At 67.0% G+C, this 13,908-nt stretch carries 15 protein-coding genes; 10 read left to right on the forward strand and 5 right to left on the reverse strand.

The window, feature by feature from the left end; translation table 11 throughout:
* The first annotated feature begins 54 nt into the window (after window positions 1–54).
* Both ACX12D_RS28880 and ACX12D_RS28885 read left to right on the forward strand, forming a co-directional pair.
* The gene (locus ACX12D_RS28880) at window positions 55–612 is read left to right on the forward strand and encodes a cyclic nucleotide-binding domain-containing protein (protein ID WP_459374487.1); all 558 of its coding nucleotides are present in this window, start codon (window positions 55–57) and stop codon (window positions 610–612) included.
* Window positions 613–697: 85 nt separating this feature from the next.
* Window positions 698–1,537 carry a DUF3047 domain-containing protein gene (locus ACX12D_RS28885; RefSeq protein ID WP_459374488.1) on the forward strand — a complete coding sequence of 280 codons (840 nt, stop codon included), beginning with the start codon at window positions 698–700 and terminating at the stop codon, window positions 1,535–1,537.
* 202 nt (window positions 1,538–1,739) lie between these two features.
* Here ACX12D_RS28885 and pcaD read toward each other — a convergent pair whose 3' ends face one another.
* From pcaD to ACX12D_RS28905, 4 genes are all read right to left on the reverse strand, one after another.
* A complete protein-coding gene (gene pcaD / locus ACX12D_RS28890; protein ID WP_459374489.1) occupies window positions 1,740–2,522 on the reverse strand; it encodes a 3-oxoadipate enol-lactonase in 783 nt (260 codons plus the stop codon).
* Window positions 2,523–2,529: 7 nt separating this feature from the next.
* Window positions 2,530–3,516, reverse strand: a complete 987-nt coding sequence (locus ACX12D_RS28895) for a tripartite tricarboxylate transporter substrate binding protein (RefSeq protein WP_183037122.1) — start codon at window positions 3,514–3,516, stop codon at window positions 2,530–2,532.
* A gap of 97 nt (window positions 3,517–3,613) precedes the next feature.
* On the reverse strand, window positions 3,614–3,892 hold the full coding sequence (gene catC / locus ACX12D_RS28900) for a muconolactone Delta-isomerase (RefSeq protein ID WP_459374490.1): 279 nt from the start codon (window positions 3,890–3,892) through the stop codon (window positions 3,614–3,616).
* Window positions 3,893–3,929: 37 nt separating this feature from the next.
* Complete coding sequence (locus ACX12D_RS28905) at window positions 3,930–5,051, reverse strand: muconate/chloromuconate family cycloisomerase (protein WP_459374491.1); 1,122 nt, start codon at window positions 5,049–5,051, stop codon at window positions 3,930–3,932.
* A gap of 116 nt (window positions 5,052–5,167) precedes the next feature.
* On the opposite strand from ACX12D_RS28905, the gene ACX12D_RS28910 reads away from it, so the two are divergent.
* Window positions 5,168–6,064, forward strand: a complete 897-nt coding sequence (locus tag ACX12D_RS28910) for a LysR family transcriptional regulator (RefSeq protein ID WP_459374492.1) — start codon at window positions 5,168–5,170, stop codon at window positions 6,062–6,064.
* 106 nt (window positions 6,065–6,170) lie between these two features.
* The gene (locus ACX12D_RS28915; protein ID WP_459374493.1) at window positions 6,171–6,755 is read left to right on the forward strand and encodes a hypothetical protein; all 585 of its coding nucleotides are present in this window, start codon (window positions 6,171–6,173) and stop codon (window positions 6,753–6,755) included.
* A 66-nt stretch (window positions 6,756–6,821) separates the two neighbouring features.
* Here the strand turns inward: ACX12D_RS28915 and ACX12D_RS28920 are convergent, their stop codons facing one another.
* On the reverse strand, window positions 6,822–7,526 hold the full coding sequence (locus ACX12D_RS28920; RefSeq protein WP_459376550.1) for a FadR/GntR family transcriptional regulator: 705 nt from the start codon (window positions 7,524–7,526) through the stop codon (window positions 6,822–6,824).
* Between the two features lie 426 nt (window positions 7,527–7,952).
* On the opposite strand from ACX12D_RS28920, the gene ACX12D_RS28925 reads away from it, so the two are divergent.
* The 6 genes from ACX12D_RS28925 (at window position 7,953) to ACX12D_RS28950 (ending at window position 13,864) form a co-directional block, all read left to right on the forward strand.
* Window positions 7,953–9,200, forward strand: a complete 1,248-nt coding sequence (locus ACX12D_RS28925) for a branched-chain amino acid ABC transporter substrate-binding protein (protein ID WP_459374494.1) — start codon at window positions 7,953–7,955, stop codon at window positions 9,198–9,200.
* A 117-nt stretch (window positions 9,201–9,317) separates the two neighbouring features.
* Window positions 9,318–10,259 (forward strand): branched-chain amino acid ABC transporter permease, encoded by a 942-nt coding sequence (locus ACX12D_RS28930; protein ID WP_459374495.1) that lies wholly within the window; start codon window positions 9,318–9,320, stop codon window positions 10,257–10,259.
* 2 nt (window positions 10,260–10,261) lie between these two features.
* Window positions 10,262–11,557, forward strand: a complete 1,296-nt coding sequence (locus tag ACX12D_RS28935) for a branched-chain amino acid ABC transporter permease (RefSeq protein ID WP_459374496.1) — start codon at window positions 10,262–10,264, stop codon at window positions 11,555–11,557.
* Window positions 11,554–12,312, forward strand: a complete 759-nt coding sequence (locus ACX12D_RS28940; protein WP_441636167.1) for an ABC transporter ATP-binding protein — start codon at window positions 11,554–11,556, stop codon at window positions 12,310–12,312. The genes ACX12D_RS28935 and ACX12D_RS28940 overlap by 4 nt, the downstream gene beginning before the upstream one ends.
* Window positions 12,309–13,043 (forward strand): ABC transporter ATP-binding protein, encoded by a 735-nt coding sequence (locus ACX12D_RS28945; protein ID WP_459374497.1) that lies wholly within the window; start codon window positions 12,309–12,311, stop codon window positions 13,041–13,043. The genes ACX12D_RS28940 and ACX12D_RS28945 overlap by 4 nt, the downstream gene beginning before the upstream one ends.
* Entirely contained in the window at window positions 13,040–13,864 is an 825-nt protein-coding gene (locus ACX12D_RS28950) for an SDR family NAD(P)-dependent oxidoreductase (RefSeq protein WP_459374498.1), read from the forward strand. Before ACX12D_RS28945 ends, ACX12D_RS28950 begins: the two co-directional genes overlap by 4 nt.
* Window positions 13,865–13,908: the final 44 nt, after the last annotated feature.

The following is a 13,908-nucleotide window of genomic DNA, read 5'->3' on the forward strand; positions in this document are numbered from 1 at the left end:
CCCCAGCATCGGGCACGGGCCCGGCGCGGCCCTTGCTCACCGGCAGGAACGACGATGAAACGATGGATCCAACTTGCGTGCGCCGCGTTGCTGCCGGCTGTCCTCGCTGCTGGCGAGGCGCAACCGGCGCGGCAAGGCGATGCCGCTATCGCCCAAGGCAAACCCATGAAAGCCTCCAGGACTTACCTCTACCTGCTGAGGAAGACCCCGTTCTTCACCAGCCTGAGCACCGCGCAACTGCGCTGGACCATCGATCATTCCCGCGAGTGGGAGGTGGAACCCGGCACCGTCATCACCCAATGCACAGGCGCGGGCGCCACCGATGCCTGGGTGCTGCTCGACGGCGGCTGGCAACTCGAACACGATGGCCGGGCCTATCGCGCCGGCCATGCCGATTCCGGCAAGTGGTTCAGCGCGCGCCAGGCCAGCGGTACCTGCCGCCTGGTGGCGACCGGGCATAGCTACGTGATGCAGATCACCCGCGCCGAGTTCGACGCGATGCTGGCCCAGGGCTTTGCCTTCGGCCAGCATCTGGACGCGGGCTACCGCTACTACGCCGAGATCTTCGGCAATGCGCCGGCCGGCGCGCAAGGCCAGCAGGCAGCGCCCTAGTCACCAGGCGGCCGCTGCCGCGAACGGCAACACGTTGCGCACACAAAGGCCCGGGCCGCTGCCTACAATGGAGACAATAAGAACAATGACGGCGACCATCGGGCAATCGATCATGATCCCCCATCTGGCTTTGATGCATTCCACCCGCTCGGTGGCGCCGCGCGCGCACGTGCTGGCCACCCTGCTAGCCTGCGGCCTGCTGCTGGCGCACGCTGCGCCGGCCCAAGCGCAGGCATCGGCAGCATCGGCGCCGGCCCCCGCCGCCCCCGGGGCCGCCTTCTCCGCCGGCATGCCCGGCGGCCCGTTGCCGGCCGGGTGGAAGAACCTGCCGGTGGCGCACGGCAAGACATTGACCCACTACAGCCTGGTGGCGGAGGACCACGCCACGGTGCTGGAAGCCGACGCGGCCGCCTCCGCCTCCGCGCTGATGCACAAGGGCACCAACCTGGACCTGGAGGCGACCCCGCAGGTCAGCTGGCGCTGGAAGGTGGAACACCCGATCGACGAAGCCGACAACAGCGTCGCCGCCAAGGAAGACGCGCCGGCGCGCCTGGTGTTCATGTTCGATGGAGATACGGACAAGCTATCGCTAGGCGAGCGCACCGCCATCAAGCTGGCCAAGGCGCTGGCGGGCGAGGAGCTGCCCTATGCCACGCTGATGTACATCTGGTCCAATACCGCGCCGGTCGGCACGGTCATCGACAACCCCCACACCTCGCGGATCAAGATGATCGTGGTGTCAGGCGGGCCCGACGCCGCCGGCAAGTGGCTCACGCTGAGCCGCAACGTGGAGCAAGACTTCGAGCATGCCTTCAAGGAGAAGCCCGGCAAGCTGACCGCCTACGGCCTGCTCACCGATACCGACAACACGGGCGGGAACGCGCGTGCCTGGTATGGGGATATCCGGTTCGGGGCGGCAAAGTAGTGAAAACGAGGGCCACCGCGTCAGGCCCGCCTTGGCCCTCGCCGACGTCACTTCGCCACAATGTCTTCAGCTAGTCGGCTCAAGTGCAGCTCGCGAAATCGGCATCCTCACCAACGTCCGGCATGCTCGCAAGTACTTCGGCCAAACTAGTTTATCGACGTTGCAATCGACGCGCGACTGCGTGAACGGCGTCCGGCAGGCCTCAGCCTGCCAGGAACCCGCAAACCGCCTGCGCAAACCCCTCCGGCTGCTCCCAGTTCGACAAATGCGCCCCGTCCAGCTCCACGTAGCGCGCCCCGGCAATCCCTTGCGCCACTTCGCGGCCCTGGGCCGGCGTGGTGGCCAGGTCATGCGTGCCGGCAATCACCAGCACCGGGCTGGCAATGCGCGGCAGCAGCGCGCGCAGGTCGGCGTCGCGCACGGCGGCGCAGTTGGCCGTGTAGCCTTCGGGCGATGCGTCCAGCAGCATCTGGCGCACCGGCGCGATGCGCGCCACGTTGCCAGCCAGCCAGGCGGCGCTGAACCAGCGTGCCAGCACGGCATCGACGATGGCGGCCATGCCCTGGCTGCGTACCGTCTGGATGCGCGTGTCCCAGCCGCTGGCCGGGCCGATGAGAGCAGCGGTATTGGCCAGCACGAAGCGGTCGAAACGCTCGGGGTGCTTGGCCGCCAGCCACATGCCGGTCATGCCGCCCATCGACAGCCCGCAAAAATGCGCGCGCTGGATACCGGCGTGATCCATGATGGCCAGCACGTCCTGCCCGAGTTCGGCAAACCCGAACGGCGCCGGGGACGGCAGGCCGGAGCCCCCGTGGCCGCGGGTGTCGTAGCGCAGCACGCGAAAACGCGCCAGCAGGCTATCCATCTGCGGCGCCCACATCTGCATGTCGGTGCCCAGCGAATTGGACATGACCAGAACGGGTGCGTGGGGCGCCCCCTCGATCTCGTAATGCAGCGCGATGCCTTGGTGGAATGCAGTGGTCATGGCGTTCTCAGTCCGCGCGGATGCCGCGTTCGCGGATCAGCTTGCCCCATTTATCGGTTTCGGCAGCGAGGTGCTTGCCCAGCTGCGCGGGCGTGCTGCCGATCGGCTCGGCGCCGATGGCGGCCAGGCGGGTCCGCACCGACGGCTTGGCCAGCGCGTCCACCATGGCCTGGTTCAGGCGCGCGACCACGGCGGGCGGCGTCTTGGCCGGGACGAAGGCGGCGAACCATGGCGACAGGTCATAGCCCTTGACGCCGGCTTCGGCCAGGGTCGGCACGTTTGGCAGCGTCGACGAGCGCTTGGCGGTGGTCACAGCGATGGGCGTGAGCTTGCCGGAGTCGATATGCGGCTTGGCCGAGGTGATGCTGTCGAACATATAGTCGACCTGGCCGCCCAGCAGGTCCGTCATGGCCGGGCCGCTGCCCTTGTAGGGCACGTGGAGCATCTTGACGCCGGTGAGCGAGGTGAACAGCTCGCCAGCCAGGTGAATCGAGGTGCCATTGCCGGCGGAGGCATAGGTGTACTTGTCCGGCGTGGCGCGCGCCGCGGCGATCAGGTCGGGCACCGTGGCGGGCAGCTTCTTGGCCTTGCTGGTGACCAGCACGTTAGGCACCACCGCCAGGAGCGAGACCGGCGCGAAGTCCTTCACCGGGTCGTAGCTGAGCCGGCCGTACAGCGCGGGGTTCACCGCCATGCCGTTGGCCACGATGATCAGCGTGTAGCCATCCGCGGGCGAGCGCGCCACCATCTCGGCGCCGATATTGCCGCCAGCGCCGGGGCGGTTTTCCACCACGATGGACTGGCCCAGGCTCCTCGACATTTCCTCGCCCAGCGTGCGGGCGATATTGTCCATCGCGCCGCCCGCGGGGAATGGCACGACCCAGCGGATCGGGTGATCGGGATAGGTGTCGGCGTGGGCGGCGGACGGCAGCACGGCCAGGGTGGCCAGCGCACAGGCGCAGGCGGCCCACGCGCGCAGGAATGGCAAGCGCATCATTGTCTCCTCCAAATGGATTCGGAGTTGGTGTTGGTGTTGGAACGCGGCCAGCGGAGGCCGCAGCGGTATTCAGGGTAACGGCGAGCCGGCTGGCTTACTTGATCGACGACGGGTGCTTGGCCAGCGGCGTGACATGGATTTCCATGTACGGGAACAGCGGCAGGCTGGAGAGCATGGTGTGCAGTTCGTCGTTGGACTCGGCATCGAACACGCTGTAGTTGGCGTACTCGCCCACCACGCGCCACAGATGCGGCCACTTGCCCTGGAGCTGCAGGTCCTGCGAGTACGCCTTCTCGCGCGCCTTGATCTCGTCGGCCAGCGCGGCCGGCATGTCCGCGGGCATCTTTACGTCCATTCTCACCAGAAACAACATGCTTGAAACCTCGGTCTATGTTTGCTTGGGCAGCGCCTCAGGCGGCGCGGCGGTAATGGGCCAGCTTGTCTTCGTCCAGGGTCAGGCCAAGCCCCGGGCCAACCGGCAGGTGCAAGGCAAAGTCACGGTACTCGGGGCGGGCCGTCACCACATCATCCTTGAGAAGCAGCGGGCCGAACAGCTCGGTGCCCCAGGCCAGCCGCGGCAGCGTGGCAAAGCCGTGGGCAGCGGCGATGGTGCCCACGCTGCCTTCCAGCATGGTGCCGCCGTACAGCGCGATGCCGGCCGCGTCGCCTACCGCCGCCGTGCGCAGCATCTCGAAGATGCCGCCGGATTTGGAGATCTTCAGCGCGAACACGTCCGCGCCGGCGATGCGCGCCAGTTCCATCGCATCCTCGGGACCGCACACGGCTTCATCGGCCATCACCGGCACCACGAAGCGCGCCGCCAGCCGGGCCAGCGCGCCGCGCTGCTCGCGCGGCACCGGCTGCTCGACGAGATCGATGCCGGCGGCTTCCAGCATGGCGATGCCGGTGGCGGCATCGGCTTCGTTCCAGGCCTGGTTGACGTCCACGGTCACGCGGGCACGGTCGCCCAGCGCGCGCTTGATGGCCGACACATGGGCCACGTCGTCGCGCACGCTGCGACGCCCGATCTTGAGCTTGAAGGTGTTGTGGCGGCGCTCGGCCAGCAGGGTTTCGGCTTCTTCGATATCCCGACCGGTGTCTCCGCTGGCGAGCGTCCACAGGCAGGCCAGGTTCGGCCGCACCGCGCCGCCCAGCAACTCGGACAGGGGCAGGCCCAGGCGCTTGCCCTGCGCGTCGAGCAGCGCGGATTCCAGCGCCGACTTGGCAAAGCGATTTCCCCGCGCCACCGAAGCCAGGCGCTGCATGGCGGCGTGGATATTGCACGCGTCGATGCCGGCCAGTGCGGGTGCCAGGTAGGTATCGATGGTCAGCTTGATGCCCTCGGGGCTTTCGTCGCCGTAGCTCAGGCCGCCGATGGTGGTGGCTTCGCCAATCCCCTCGATGCCGTCGCTGCAACGCAGCCGCACGATCACCAGGGTCTGGCGTTGCATGGTGGTCATGGCAAGCTGGTGCGCCCGGATGGTGGGCAGGTCGACCAGGATGGCTTCGACGGAGGTGACGGTTGCGTTCATGCTGGGTGTCTGCCAAGTATGGAATACGTTGAGAAGCAGTATGTGGCTTGACATCCCGGGTGTCCAAGACCGAGTATGTCCCGATCAATACCTTTAAAGTATGAAAGGACGAAGTCATGGAGCTACGTCACCTGCGTTATTTCCAGGCCGTTGCAGCCGAACTCAACTTCACCCGCGCGGCTGAGCGCCTGCATATCGCCCAGCCGCCGCTGTCGCGCCAGATCCGCCAGCTGGAGGACGAAATCGGCACCGTGCTGCTGGACCGTTCCGCGCGCGCGGTGCGGCTGACCGAGGCCGGCCGCTTCTTGCTGGAGCAATCGCTGCAGCTCAACCAGCGCATCGACGAGATCGTGGAAGGCACGCGGCGCATCGGGCGCAATGAAAAGCGCTGGTTCGGCATCGGCTTCGTGCCATCGGTGCTCTATGGCTTCCTGCCGGAGCTGATCCGCCAGGTGCGCGGCTCCGATGCGGCCCTTGAGGTCGGCCTGTCCGAACTCACCACGGTGCAGCAGATGGAAGCGCTCAAGGCCGGCCGCATCGATATCGGCTTTGGCCGCATCGTGCTGGACGACCCGGCCATCACCCGCACCGTGGTAATGGCCGAAACGCTGGTGGCCGCCGTGCCCAGCGGCCACGCGGCGCTCAAGGGCCCGCCCATGACGCCGGCGCAGCTGGCGGCCCACCCCTTCGTGCTCTACCCGGCGCGGCCCCGCCCCAGCTACGCCGATCACGTGCTGGCGCTGTTCCGCACGCAGGGCCTGCAGTTGCGCGTGGCGCAGGAGGCCAACGAGCTGCAGACCGCCATCGGCCTCGTGGCGGCGGGGCTTGGAATCTGCCTGGTGCCGGCATCCGTGCAGCGGCTGCACCGCGACGACGTGGCCTACGTGCCAATTGACGCCCCCGGCTTTACCTCACCCGTGATGATGAGCTATCGCAGCGACGACAGCTCGGCGCTACTGGCCGAGGTGGTCAGGCGCGTCGGCGAACTGGCCGGGACACCGCCATCGGCCTGAAATCCCGCCCCGGCCATAAGAAAACCCGGCGGCATCCCATGAATGGGTGATGCGCGAAGGCCGCTCGGTTTGTAGAGTGACTTTATAAAAAGGATACGGGGAAATCGTGCCATCGATGCACTCAGGGTCACTATCGGGCCGCGCCGCGCCGCAGCGCGGCAGCAGGAGAGCCAAGCCACGGCCGGGTGGCCTGCTCATTGCGCTGCTAAAAGCGTGCGGGGACACGCTGCGCAAGGCCTGGAGCGGCGAGCAAGGTGAGGTAGCACTCACCTTGCTCCACCCGCCCCCGGCGCGCAACGCCACCTCCGGCCAGGCGCCGGACTGCGCCTGGCGTCTGCAACTCACCTACGCCGACACGCCGCTGACGCCGGGTGTGCCCCGGGTCACCGCCACCGCAGCGGTGCTGCGGGACGACGGCACCGACATCACAGCTTATCTTCCCCCGTCCGCATGGACCTGGCGCCAGGCTTCCGGCCTGTCGATGCGGGCCGGCTACGGCGCAGTCACGGTCGATACCGAGGGCCAGGGGCATGCCGTGTGCGTTTGCCCGCAGGGTGCCAGCGTGTCGGTCTCCGGCACCAGCCGCGCAGCCTGCCAGGCGATGGCATCGGGGGTGGAAGTGAGCGTGTTGCTAGCCAGCGGCGAGCGCTTGAGCCAGCGCTTCCAGCTGGGCCTGGCCGGGCTGGAATAAACCAGGCAAGCCCGGGCGGGACAAGAACGCGGGCTGCCCATCGGCAGTTGCCGGCCACCCCGCCAGTCACCCCTTGAGGTACATGTTCAGCCGCTTGGCGGCGTTGCGAAGGTGGGTTTCCGCCGCCTCCGCCGCCCGCTCGGGATCGCCCGCCACGATCGCGTCGTAGATGGTCTTGTGCTCTTCCTGCACGGCCTCGACCATGTCCGCGTGACGGCTCTTGGTATTGCTCCTCGCCTGCCGGATCACGCGCCGCGCGCCGTGCTCCAGGTGTTCGCTCAACGCCTGGAAGTGCGGGTTGTGCGTCGCCTCGACAATGGCCTGGTGAAAGGCGAAGTCCTCTTCATCGCCCAGCCTGTCGTTGGCGATCTCGTACTCCATGCCGATCAGCGCGCGCCGGATCCGCTTGAGGTCTTCAGGCGTGCGGCGCATGGCCGCGAACCTGGTGGCCGCCACTTCGATCGTCACCAGCAGTTCCATCACCATGGCCAGCGAGTCTTTCTCGTCGATGGCCACATCCTGCATGCGAAATGCCTGGCGCTGGCTGCGCTCGGTCACGAACACGCCGCTGCCCGCCTTAGGCGCAACCAACCCCTCCGACTTGAGCTGCGACAGGGCCTCGCGCACCACCGCGCGGCTGACCGAGAACTGCTCGCACAGCAACCGCTCGCTGGGCAGGCGGTCGCCCACGGCGAACTCGCCCGCCTGGATCGCCTGGATCAGGCGCCTGGCGATCTCGTCCGGCAGGTGTTTGGGCTCGGGATGGAACATGGCTCCCTCCGGGCGCTGGTTGGGCGGCGGCGCCGCGGCACCGGGCACTGTCTTGTTCAATACGGGCTCCCTGGCGCCAGACAGCCTCTGGCTGGCGCTCGATTTGAAATTGGTCTTACAGGTCAATGTAGCACGTCTTAGCGCGCATGAAACGTGTGGAATGTACCAGCACGAAGCGGTGCCGGCACCCGTTATTCGTCCGTAAGCCAAGCTCCTCAAGGGCATAAGCCCCTCGTTCCGCGACGCGGATACCCGTCCGATCGGCCTCTCGGTAGAAACCCTCATGGCGCGCAAGTCGCCGTTGACGATCGCCGCCCATCTCCCTATAGTAAACCTGTCAGACCACTTTAACCACAGGTCAGACCACTATGGCGGGCCAGTTTCGGCGCCCGCCAGATGAATCCAAACAACAGCCAGGAGACACCCATGAGCGGTAGCCGCATTACCCGTCCTTTGTTCGCAGCCGCGGCACTCTCCGTGCTGGCGGGCACGGCATCGGCGGCGCCGGTGAAGATTGCGCTGGTCGAGACGCTGTCCGGCCCGCAGGCATCCACCGGCCTGATGTTCCGCGCAGCGGCGCGCTATGCGATCGACAAGATCAACGCCACCGGCGGCTGGAACGGCGAGCCGCTCCAGCTGGTCGAGTACGACAACCAGGGTGGCCCGGCAGGTGCGGCGGACAAGCTGAAGGCGGCCGTTGCCGATGGCGCCCAGATCGTCATGCAAGGCTCGTCGTCGGCCGTGTCCGGCCAGATCACCGAGGACGTGCGCAAGTTCAACCTGCGCAATCCGGGCAAGGAAATCCTGTTCATGAACGTCGGCGGCGAAGCCATGGAGCTAACCGGCGAGAAGTGCCACTTCTACCATTTCAAGTTCGCCACCAATGCGCAGATCCGTGTCAAGGCGCTGGTCGGCGCGATGAAGCCGCTCCATGCGCTGGGCAGCCGCGTGTATTCGATCAACCAGAACTACTCCTGGGGCGTCGATATGGAGAAGGCCATCGGCGACTACGCCAGCGCAGGCGGCTACACGGTGGTGGAAAAGACGCTGCATGACGTGAACAAGGTGCAGGACTTCTCGCCCTACGTGGCCAAGATCGCTGCCGCCAAGGCGGACAGCGTGATCACCGGCAACTGGTCCAACGACCTGCTGCTGTTGATGAAGGCCAGCAAGGCGGCCGGCCTGAAGACGCGCTTTGCCACCGTGTTCCTCGACCAGCCGGGCAATATCGGCAACGCCGCCGACGTGGCGCTGGGCCACTATGTTGCCCACCCCTTCAATGCCGAGGCGGGTAGCGCCGACAGTGAGCGCTTCGCCAACGACTTCAAGGCCAGGCAGGGCCATATGCCCGCCTACATCGAGCCGCAGACGGTATTCGCGGTGGAGATGCTGGGCGAGGCGCTGAAGACCGTGAAGCCGGAAGGCGGCAAGCTCAACACCAGCGCGCTGGCCAAGGCGCTCGAAACCGCCAAGGTCAGATCACCGCTGGGCGAGATGAGCATGCGCGCCGCCGATCACCAGGTGCTGCTGCCGATGGTGGTGTCCGTGGTCGCCAAGGACGCGAAGTTCAAGGTCGACGGCACCGACATGGGCTTCAAGCCGGTCAAGACCTTCTCCGCCGCCGAGGCCGCCACGCCGGCCCAGGCCAGCTGCAAGATGCAGCGCCCCAGCTGATTCCCCTGTCCAAGCCACCCTAGCAACATCAGCCGCGCCCGCGCCGTTCCGGCGCTGGCGCTGGCAAGTACGGCCATGCGCCAGTTGGCCGCACAGGCTCGTTCCAAGGAAGCCTTCATGGAATACCTCGTCGTCTCATTGCTTAACGGCACCATCTACGGCCTGCTGCTGTTCATGGTCTCCGCTGGCCTGACCCTCATCTTCGGCATGATGGGCGTGCTCAACTTTGCCCATGCGTCGTTCTACATGCTGGGCGCCTACTTTGCCTATACGCTGCAAGGCGCGATCGGCTTCTGGCCTGCCATCGTGGTCTCGCCGATCCTGGTCGGGCTGGCCGGGGTGGCGGTGGAGCGTTTCTTCCTGCGCCGCGTCCATCATCACGGCCACGCGCACGAGCTGCTGCTGACCTTTGGCCTGTCTTTCATCATTGCCGAGCTGATCAAGCTGTTCTTCGGCAACTTCCCGGTGGACTACCGCATCCCGGCGTCGCTGGACTTCGCGGCTTTCCGCCTGGGCGTGTCCTCCTATCCCTTCTATCGCGTGTTCATGGGCGGCATCGCCGTGGCCATGTTCGCCGTGATCTACCTGCTGCTCACGCGCACCCGGGTCGGCATCGTGGTGCGCTCGGCCATCTACAAGCCGCGCATGGCCGAGGCGCTGGGCCACAACGTGCCGCTGGTCTTCATGGGCGTGTTCGGCATCGGCGCGGCGCTGGCGGGCCTGGCCGGCGCGGTGGCGGGCGCGTTCTACACCACCAACCCGAACATGGCGCTGGAACTCGGCGTGATGGTCTTCGTCGTGGTGGTAGTGGGCGGCCTGGGCTCGCTGGAGGGGGCCATGCTCGCCTCGCTGCTGATCGGGCTGATCACGTCGTTCTCGGTCGGCATCGATCGCAGCCTGGCCGACCTGCTGGCCTTGGCCGGCGCGGGCGCCTGGGCCGAGCAAGCCGGAGGGCTGATGACCCTGAAACTCTCCAGCCTGGCCGGGACCATCCCGTTCGCGCTGATGCTGTTGATCTTGCTGGTCCGTCCGTCAGGCTTGATGGGCGAGAAGGAGTAACCATGACCAACCTCTCCAACACGCAGAAGACCTTGCTGCTGCTCGGCACAGGCGCGCTGCTGGCGCTGCCGATGGTGCTGTCGCCATCGCTGGTCAACGCCTCCATCCAGATGCTGATCGCGGTGCTGTTCGCGGCCTCGTTCAACCTGCTCAGCGGCCAGGGCGGCATGCTGTCGTTTGGCCACGCGGCGTACTTCGGCATCGGCAGCTTTGCCACCGTGCACGCCATGAACGCCTTCGGCGGCAACGGCCTGCTGCCCACGCCGCTGCTGCCGCTGGCCGGCGGCGCCCTGGGCCTGGTCGCCGGCCTGGCCGCCGGCTGGTTCGCCACCAAGCGCACCGGCGTCTACTTCGCCATGATCACGCTGGCGCTGGCCGAACTGCTGCACTCGCTGGCGCCGCACCTGAAGGGCTGGTTCGGCGGCGAGGCGGGCCTGTCCACCATGCGCATGCCGGCGTGGGGCCTCACCTTCGGCGACAGCAACCAGGTGTACTACCTGACCCTGTTCTGGGTGCTGCTGTCGCTGGCGCTGCTGTACCTGTTCACGCTGACGCCGGTGGGCCGCCTGACCCTGGGCCTGCGCGAGAACGCCAACCGCCTGCGCTTCCTCGGCTATGACACGCACCGGCTCGGCGTGCTGGTGTTCGCCGTCTCGGCCATGTTCGCTGGCATCGCGGGCGCGCTGCAGGCGCTCAACATGGAAGCGGCCAACTACGTGGTGTTCGAGTCATCCGCCTCCGCGGCGGTGGTGCTTAACAGCTATATCGGCGGCGTGAAGATCTTCCTCGGCCCGGCACTGGGCGCGGCGGTGATGACCTTCTTCGGCTATGCGGTATCCGACCTGACGCGTTCGTGGCTGCTGTACCAGGGCATTGTCTTCGTGCTGGTGATGATGTTCTTGCCGACGGGCCTGGCCGGGCTGATCAAGTCCTTCGCCGCGCACAGCAAGACCTATGGCCTGCGTGCGCTGCTGCCCATGGCGCTGGCATTCGTCATCGGCACGTTGCTGCTCGCGGGCGGCATGGTGTTCACGGTGGAGATGCTGCAGCGCTTCTTCTCGCAAGACTACCGCTCCATGGCGGCCCTGAATGGTGGCGGCTGGCCCGCGATTGCGCTGTTTGGCCGCGAGTGGGATCCCATCTCGCCGCTGACCTGGCTGGTGCCCGCGGCGCTGCTGGTGGCAGGCATCGCCACGGCCCGCCTGGCCAACAGGCGCTGGCTGCGCCTGAAGGACGCCACTCCCGCCATCGACGCGCCCGCCACCGCGGCCACCAACGTCCGGAGGAACCCGGCATGAACACGCAAGCGATGCTCTCCCTGCGCGGGTTGCGCAAATCCTTCGGCGACGTCGACATCATCCGCGGCGTGGACCTCGATCTCGTCAGCGGCGAACGCCACGCGCTGATCGGCCCGAACGGCGCCGGCAAGTCCACGCTGTTCCACCTGATCTCCGGGCGCCTGCCCCTGACCAAAGGCGAGATCATGCTCAACGGCGAGCCGATCCACGGCCTGTCGCCGCAGAGCATCAACCATCGCGGCCTGGCGCGCTCGTTCCAGATCACCAATATCTTCGCGGGCCTCACGGTTTTCGAGAACCTGCGCCTCGCCGTCATGCGGCGCCACGGCCTGCAATACACGCTGTGGAAGTTCGCCCACAAGGTGCGTGCCGTGCGCGACGAGACCCAGCATCTGCTCGAACAGGTGCGGCTGGCCGGGCGCGCACAAACCATCGCCGGCGAGCTGTCGTATTCGGAGCAGCGCTCGCTGGAGATCGCCATGACGCTGGCCTCGGACCCGAAGGTCATCATGCTCGACGAGCCGATGGCGGGCATGTCGCAGGAAGAAACCGACTACACCGCCGGCCTGATCCGCGAGATCGCGCAGGGCCGCACGCTGCTGATCGTGGAGCACGACATGGACGTGGTGTTTTCGCTCAGCGACCGCATCAGCGTGCTGGTCTACGGCGAGATCGTCGCCACCGGCACGCCGGACGAGATCCGCAACAACGCACGCGTCAAGGAAGCCTATCTGGGTGAGGAGGTCACGGTATGAGCGCGCAATCCCTACAAAGCGCCGATCCGCTGCTGAGCGTGCAAGGGCTGCACGCGCACTACGGCAAGAGCCACATCCTGCACGGTGTGGATTTCCAGGTGGGGCGGGCCGAAGTGGTCAGCCTGCTGGGCCGCAACGGCTCGGGCCGCTCCACCACGCTCAAGGCCATCATGGGCCTGGTGCCGCCAAGCGCCGGCCGCATCAGGCTGCGCGGGCGCGATCTGGCCGGCGCGCAATCGTATGCGATCTGCCGCAAGGGCATTGCCTATGTGCCGGAAGAGCGCGAGGTCTTCGCCAACCTGACGGTGGACGAAAACCTGCGCATGGGCGAGCAGCGCGCCACCGAAGGCGCGCCGCAATGGACCTTCGAGCAGATGTTCGACTACTTCCCGCGCCTGAAGGAGCGCCGCAATACCAAGGCCGGCAGCCTCTCCGGCGGCGAGCAGCAGATGCTGACCATGTGCCGCTCGCTGCTGGGCAACCCCTTGGTGATCCTGATCGACGAGCCCACCGAAGGCCTCGCGCCCAAGATCGTGACGGTGGTTGGCGAGGCCATCCAGGACATTCACCGCCGGGGCGTCTCGGTGGTGCTGGTGGAGCAGAAGCTCGCCATCGCGCTGAAGGTGTCGAGCCGCGTCTGCGTGATGGGCCACGGCCGCATCGTCTTTGAAGGCACGCCCGAACAACTCACTTCCAATACCCAACTTCTGAAGGACTGGTTAGCCGTATGAGCACCTCTTTGCCTATTGGATACCCGAACGCGCAGCCCTTTGCGCGCGCCAGCTACCCCGGCCTGGCCGGCAAGGTCGTGCTCAACACCGGCGGCGCCAGCGGCATCGGCCGCGCGATGGCGCATGGCTTTGCCCGGCACGGCGCGCGCCTGATGCTGCTGGACCTGGATGCGCAAGGACTCGCCAGCGCCAAGGCGGAACTGGAAGCGGCTTACCCGGAAGCGCAGGTCGAAGTGGTGCAGGCTTCGATCACCGACCCCGAGGCCGTGGAGCACGCCTGCGCCGCCACCGAGGCCCGCTTTGGCCGCATCGACATCCTGCTGAACAACGCCGGCATCTCGATGAACAAGCCGTCGCTGGAACTGACGCCCGACGACTGGCGCCGCGCCATCGATATCGACCTCTCCGGCGTGTTCTTCTGCACGCAGGCGGCGGCGCGCCGCATGGTGCGCCAGGGCGGCGGCGCCATCCTGAGCACCGCGTCGATGTGGGGCCTGGCCTCGTCCGCGCGGCGCCTGGCGTACTGCGCCGCCAAGGCTGGCGTGGTGTCGCTCACCAAGTCGCTGGCGGCGGAATGGGCTGAGTACAACATCCGCGTGAACGCGGTCTGCCCGGGCTACACCAGCACCGCGCTGATGGAAACGCTGCTCGCCAGCAAGGCCATCGACGGCGAGGCGCTGCTGGCGCGCACGCCGCTGCGCCGCTTTGGCGCGCCGGACGAGATGGCGGAGGTCGCCCTCTTCCTGGCTTCGGACTCGGCCGCGTTCATCACCGGCCATGCGCTGGTCTCCGATGGCGGCTGGACCGCCGACGGCTTCTGAGCACGCAGTCCCCCAGCACGATTGAAAGCATCATCGAACGGTAA

The organism is Cupriavidus sp. PET2-C1 (genome assembly GCF_054515855.1).

What these genes read in the sequence shown, in the direction of transcription:
- ACX12D_RS28940 (WP_441636167.1), top strand. Translation starts at nt 11,554, where the DNA reads ATGAACACGCAAGCGATGCTCTCCCTGCGCGGGTTGCGCAAATCCTTC.
- pcaD (WP_459374489.1), bottom strand. Translation starts at nt 2,522, where the DNA reads ATGACCACTGCATTCCACCAAGGCATCGCGCTGCATTACGAGATCGAG.
- ACX12D_RS28925 (WP_459374494.1), top strand. Translation starts at nt 7,953, where the DNA reads ATGAGCGGTAGCCGCATTACCCGTCCTTTGTTCGCAGCCGCGGCACTC.
- ACX12D_RS28920 (WP_459376550.1), bottom strand. Translation starts at nt 7,526, where the DNA reads ATGTTCCATCCCGAGCCCAAACACCTGCCGGACGAGATCGCCAGGCGC.
- ACX12D_RS28910 (WP_459374492.1), top strand. Translation starts at nt 5,168, where the DNA reads ATGGAGCTACGTCACCTGCGTTATTTCCAGGCCGTTGCAGCCGAACTC.
- ACX12D_RS28880 (WP_459374487.1), top strand. Translation starts at nt 55, where the DNA reads ATGAAACGATGGATCCAACTTGCGTGCGCCGCGTTGCTGCCGGCTGTC.
- ACX12D_RS28935 (WP_459374496.1), top strand. Translation starts at nt 10,262, where the DNA reads ATGACCAACCTCTCCAACACGCAGAAGACCTTGCTGCTGCTCGGCACA.
- ACX12D_RS28905 (WP_459374491.1), bottom strand. Translation starts at nt 5,051, where the DNA reads ATGAACGCAACCGTCACCTCCGTCGAAGCCATCCTGGTCGACCTGCCC.
- ACX12D_RS28885 (WP_459374488.1), top strand. Translation starts at nt 698, where the DNA reads ATGACGGCGACCATCGGGCAATCGATCATGATCCCCCATCTGGCTTTG.
- ACX12D_RS28950 (WP_459374498.1), top strand. Translation starts at nt 13,040, where the DNA reads ATGAGCACCTCTTTGCCTATTGGATACCCGAACGCGCAGCCCTTTGCG.
- ACX12D_RS28930 (WP_459374495.1), top strand. Translation starts at nt 9,318, where the DNA reads ATGGAATACCTCGTCGTCTCATTGCTTAACGGCACCATCTACGGCCTG.
- catC (WP_459374490.1), bottom strand. Translation starts at nt 3,892, where the DNA reads ATGTTGTTTCTGGTGAGAATGGACGTAAAGATGCCCGCGGACATGCCG.
- ACX12D_RS28895 (WP_183037122.1), bottom strand. Translation starts at nt 3,516, where the DNA reads ATGCGCTTGCCATTCCTGCGCGCGTGGGCCGCCTGCGCCTGTGCGCTG.
- ACX12D_RS28945 (WP_459374497.1), top strand. Translation starts at nt 12,309, where the DNA reads ATGAGCGCGCAATCCCTACAAAGCGCCGATCCGCTGCTGAGCGTGCAA.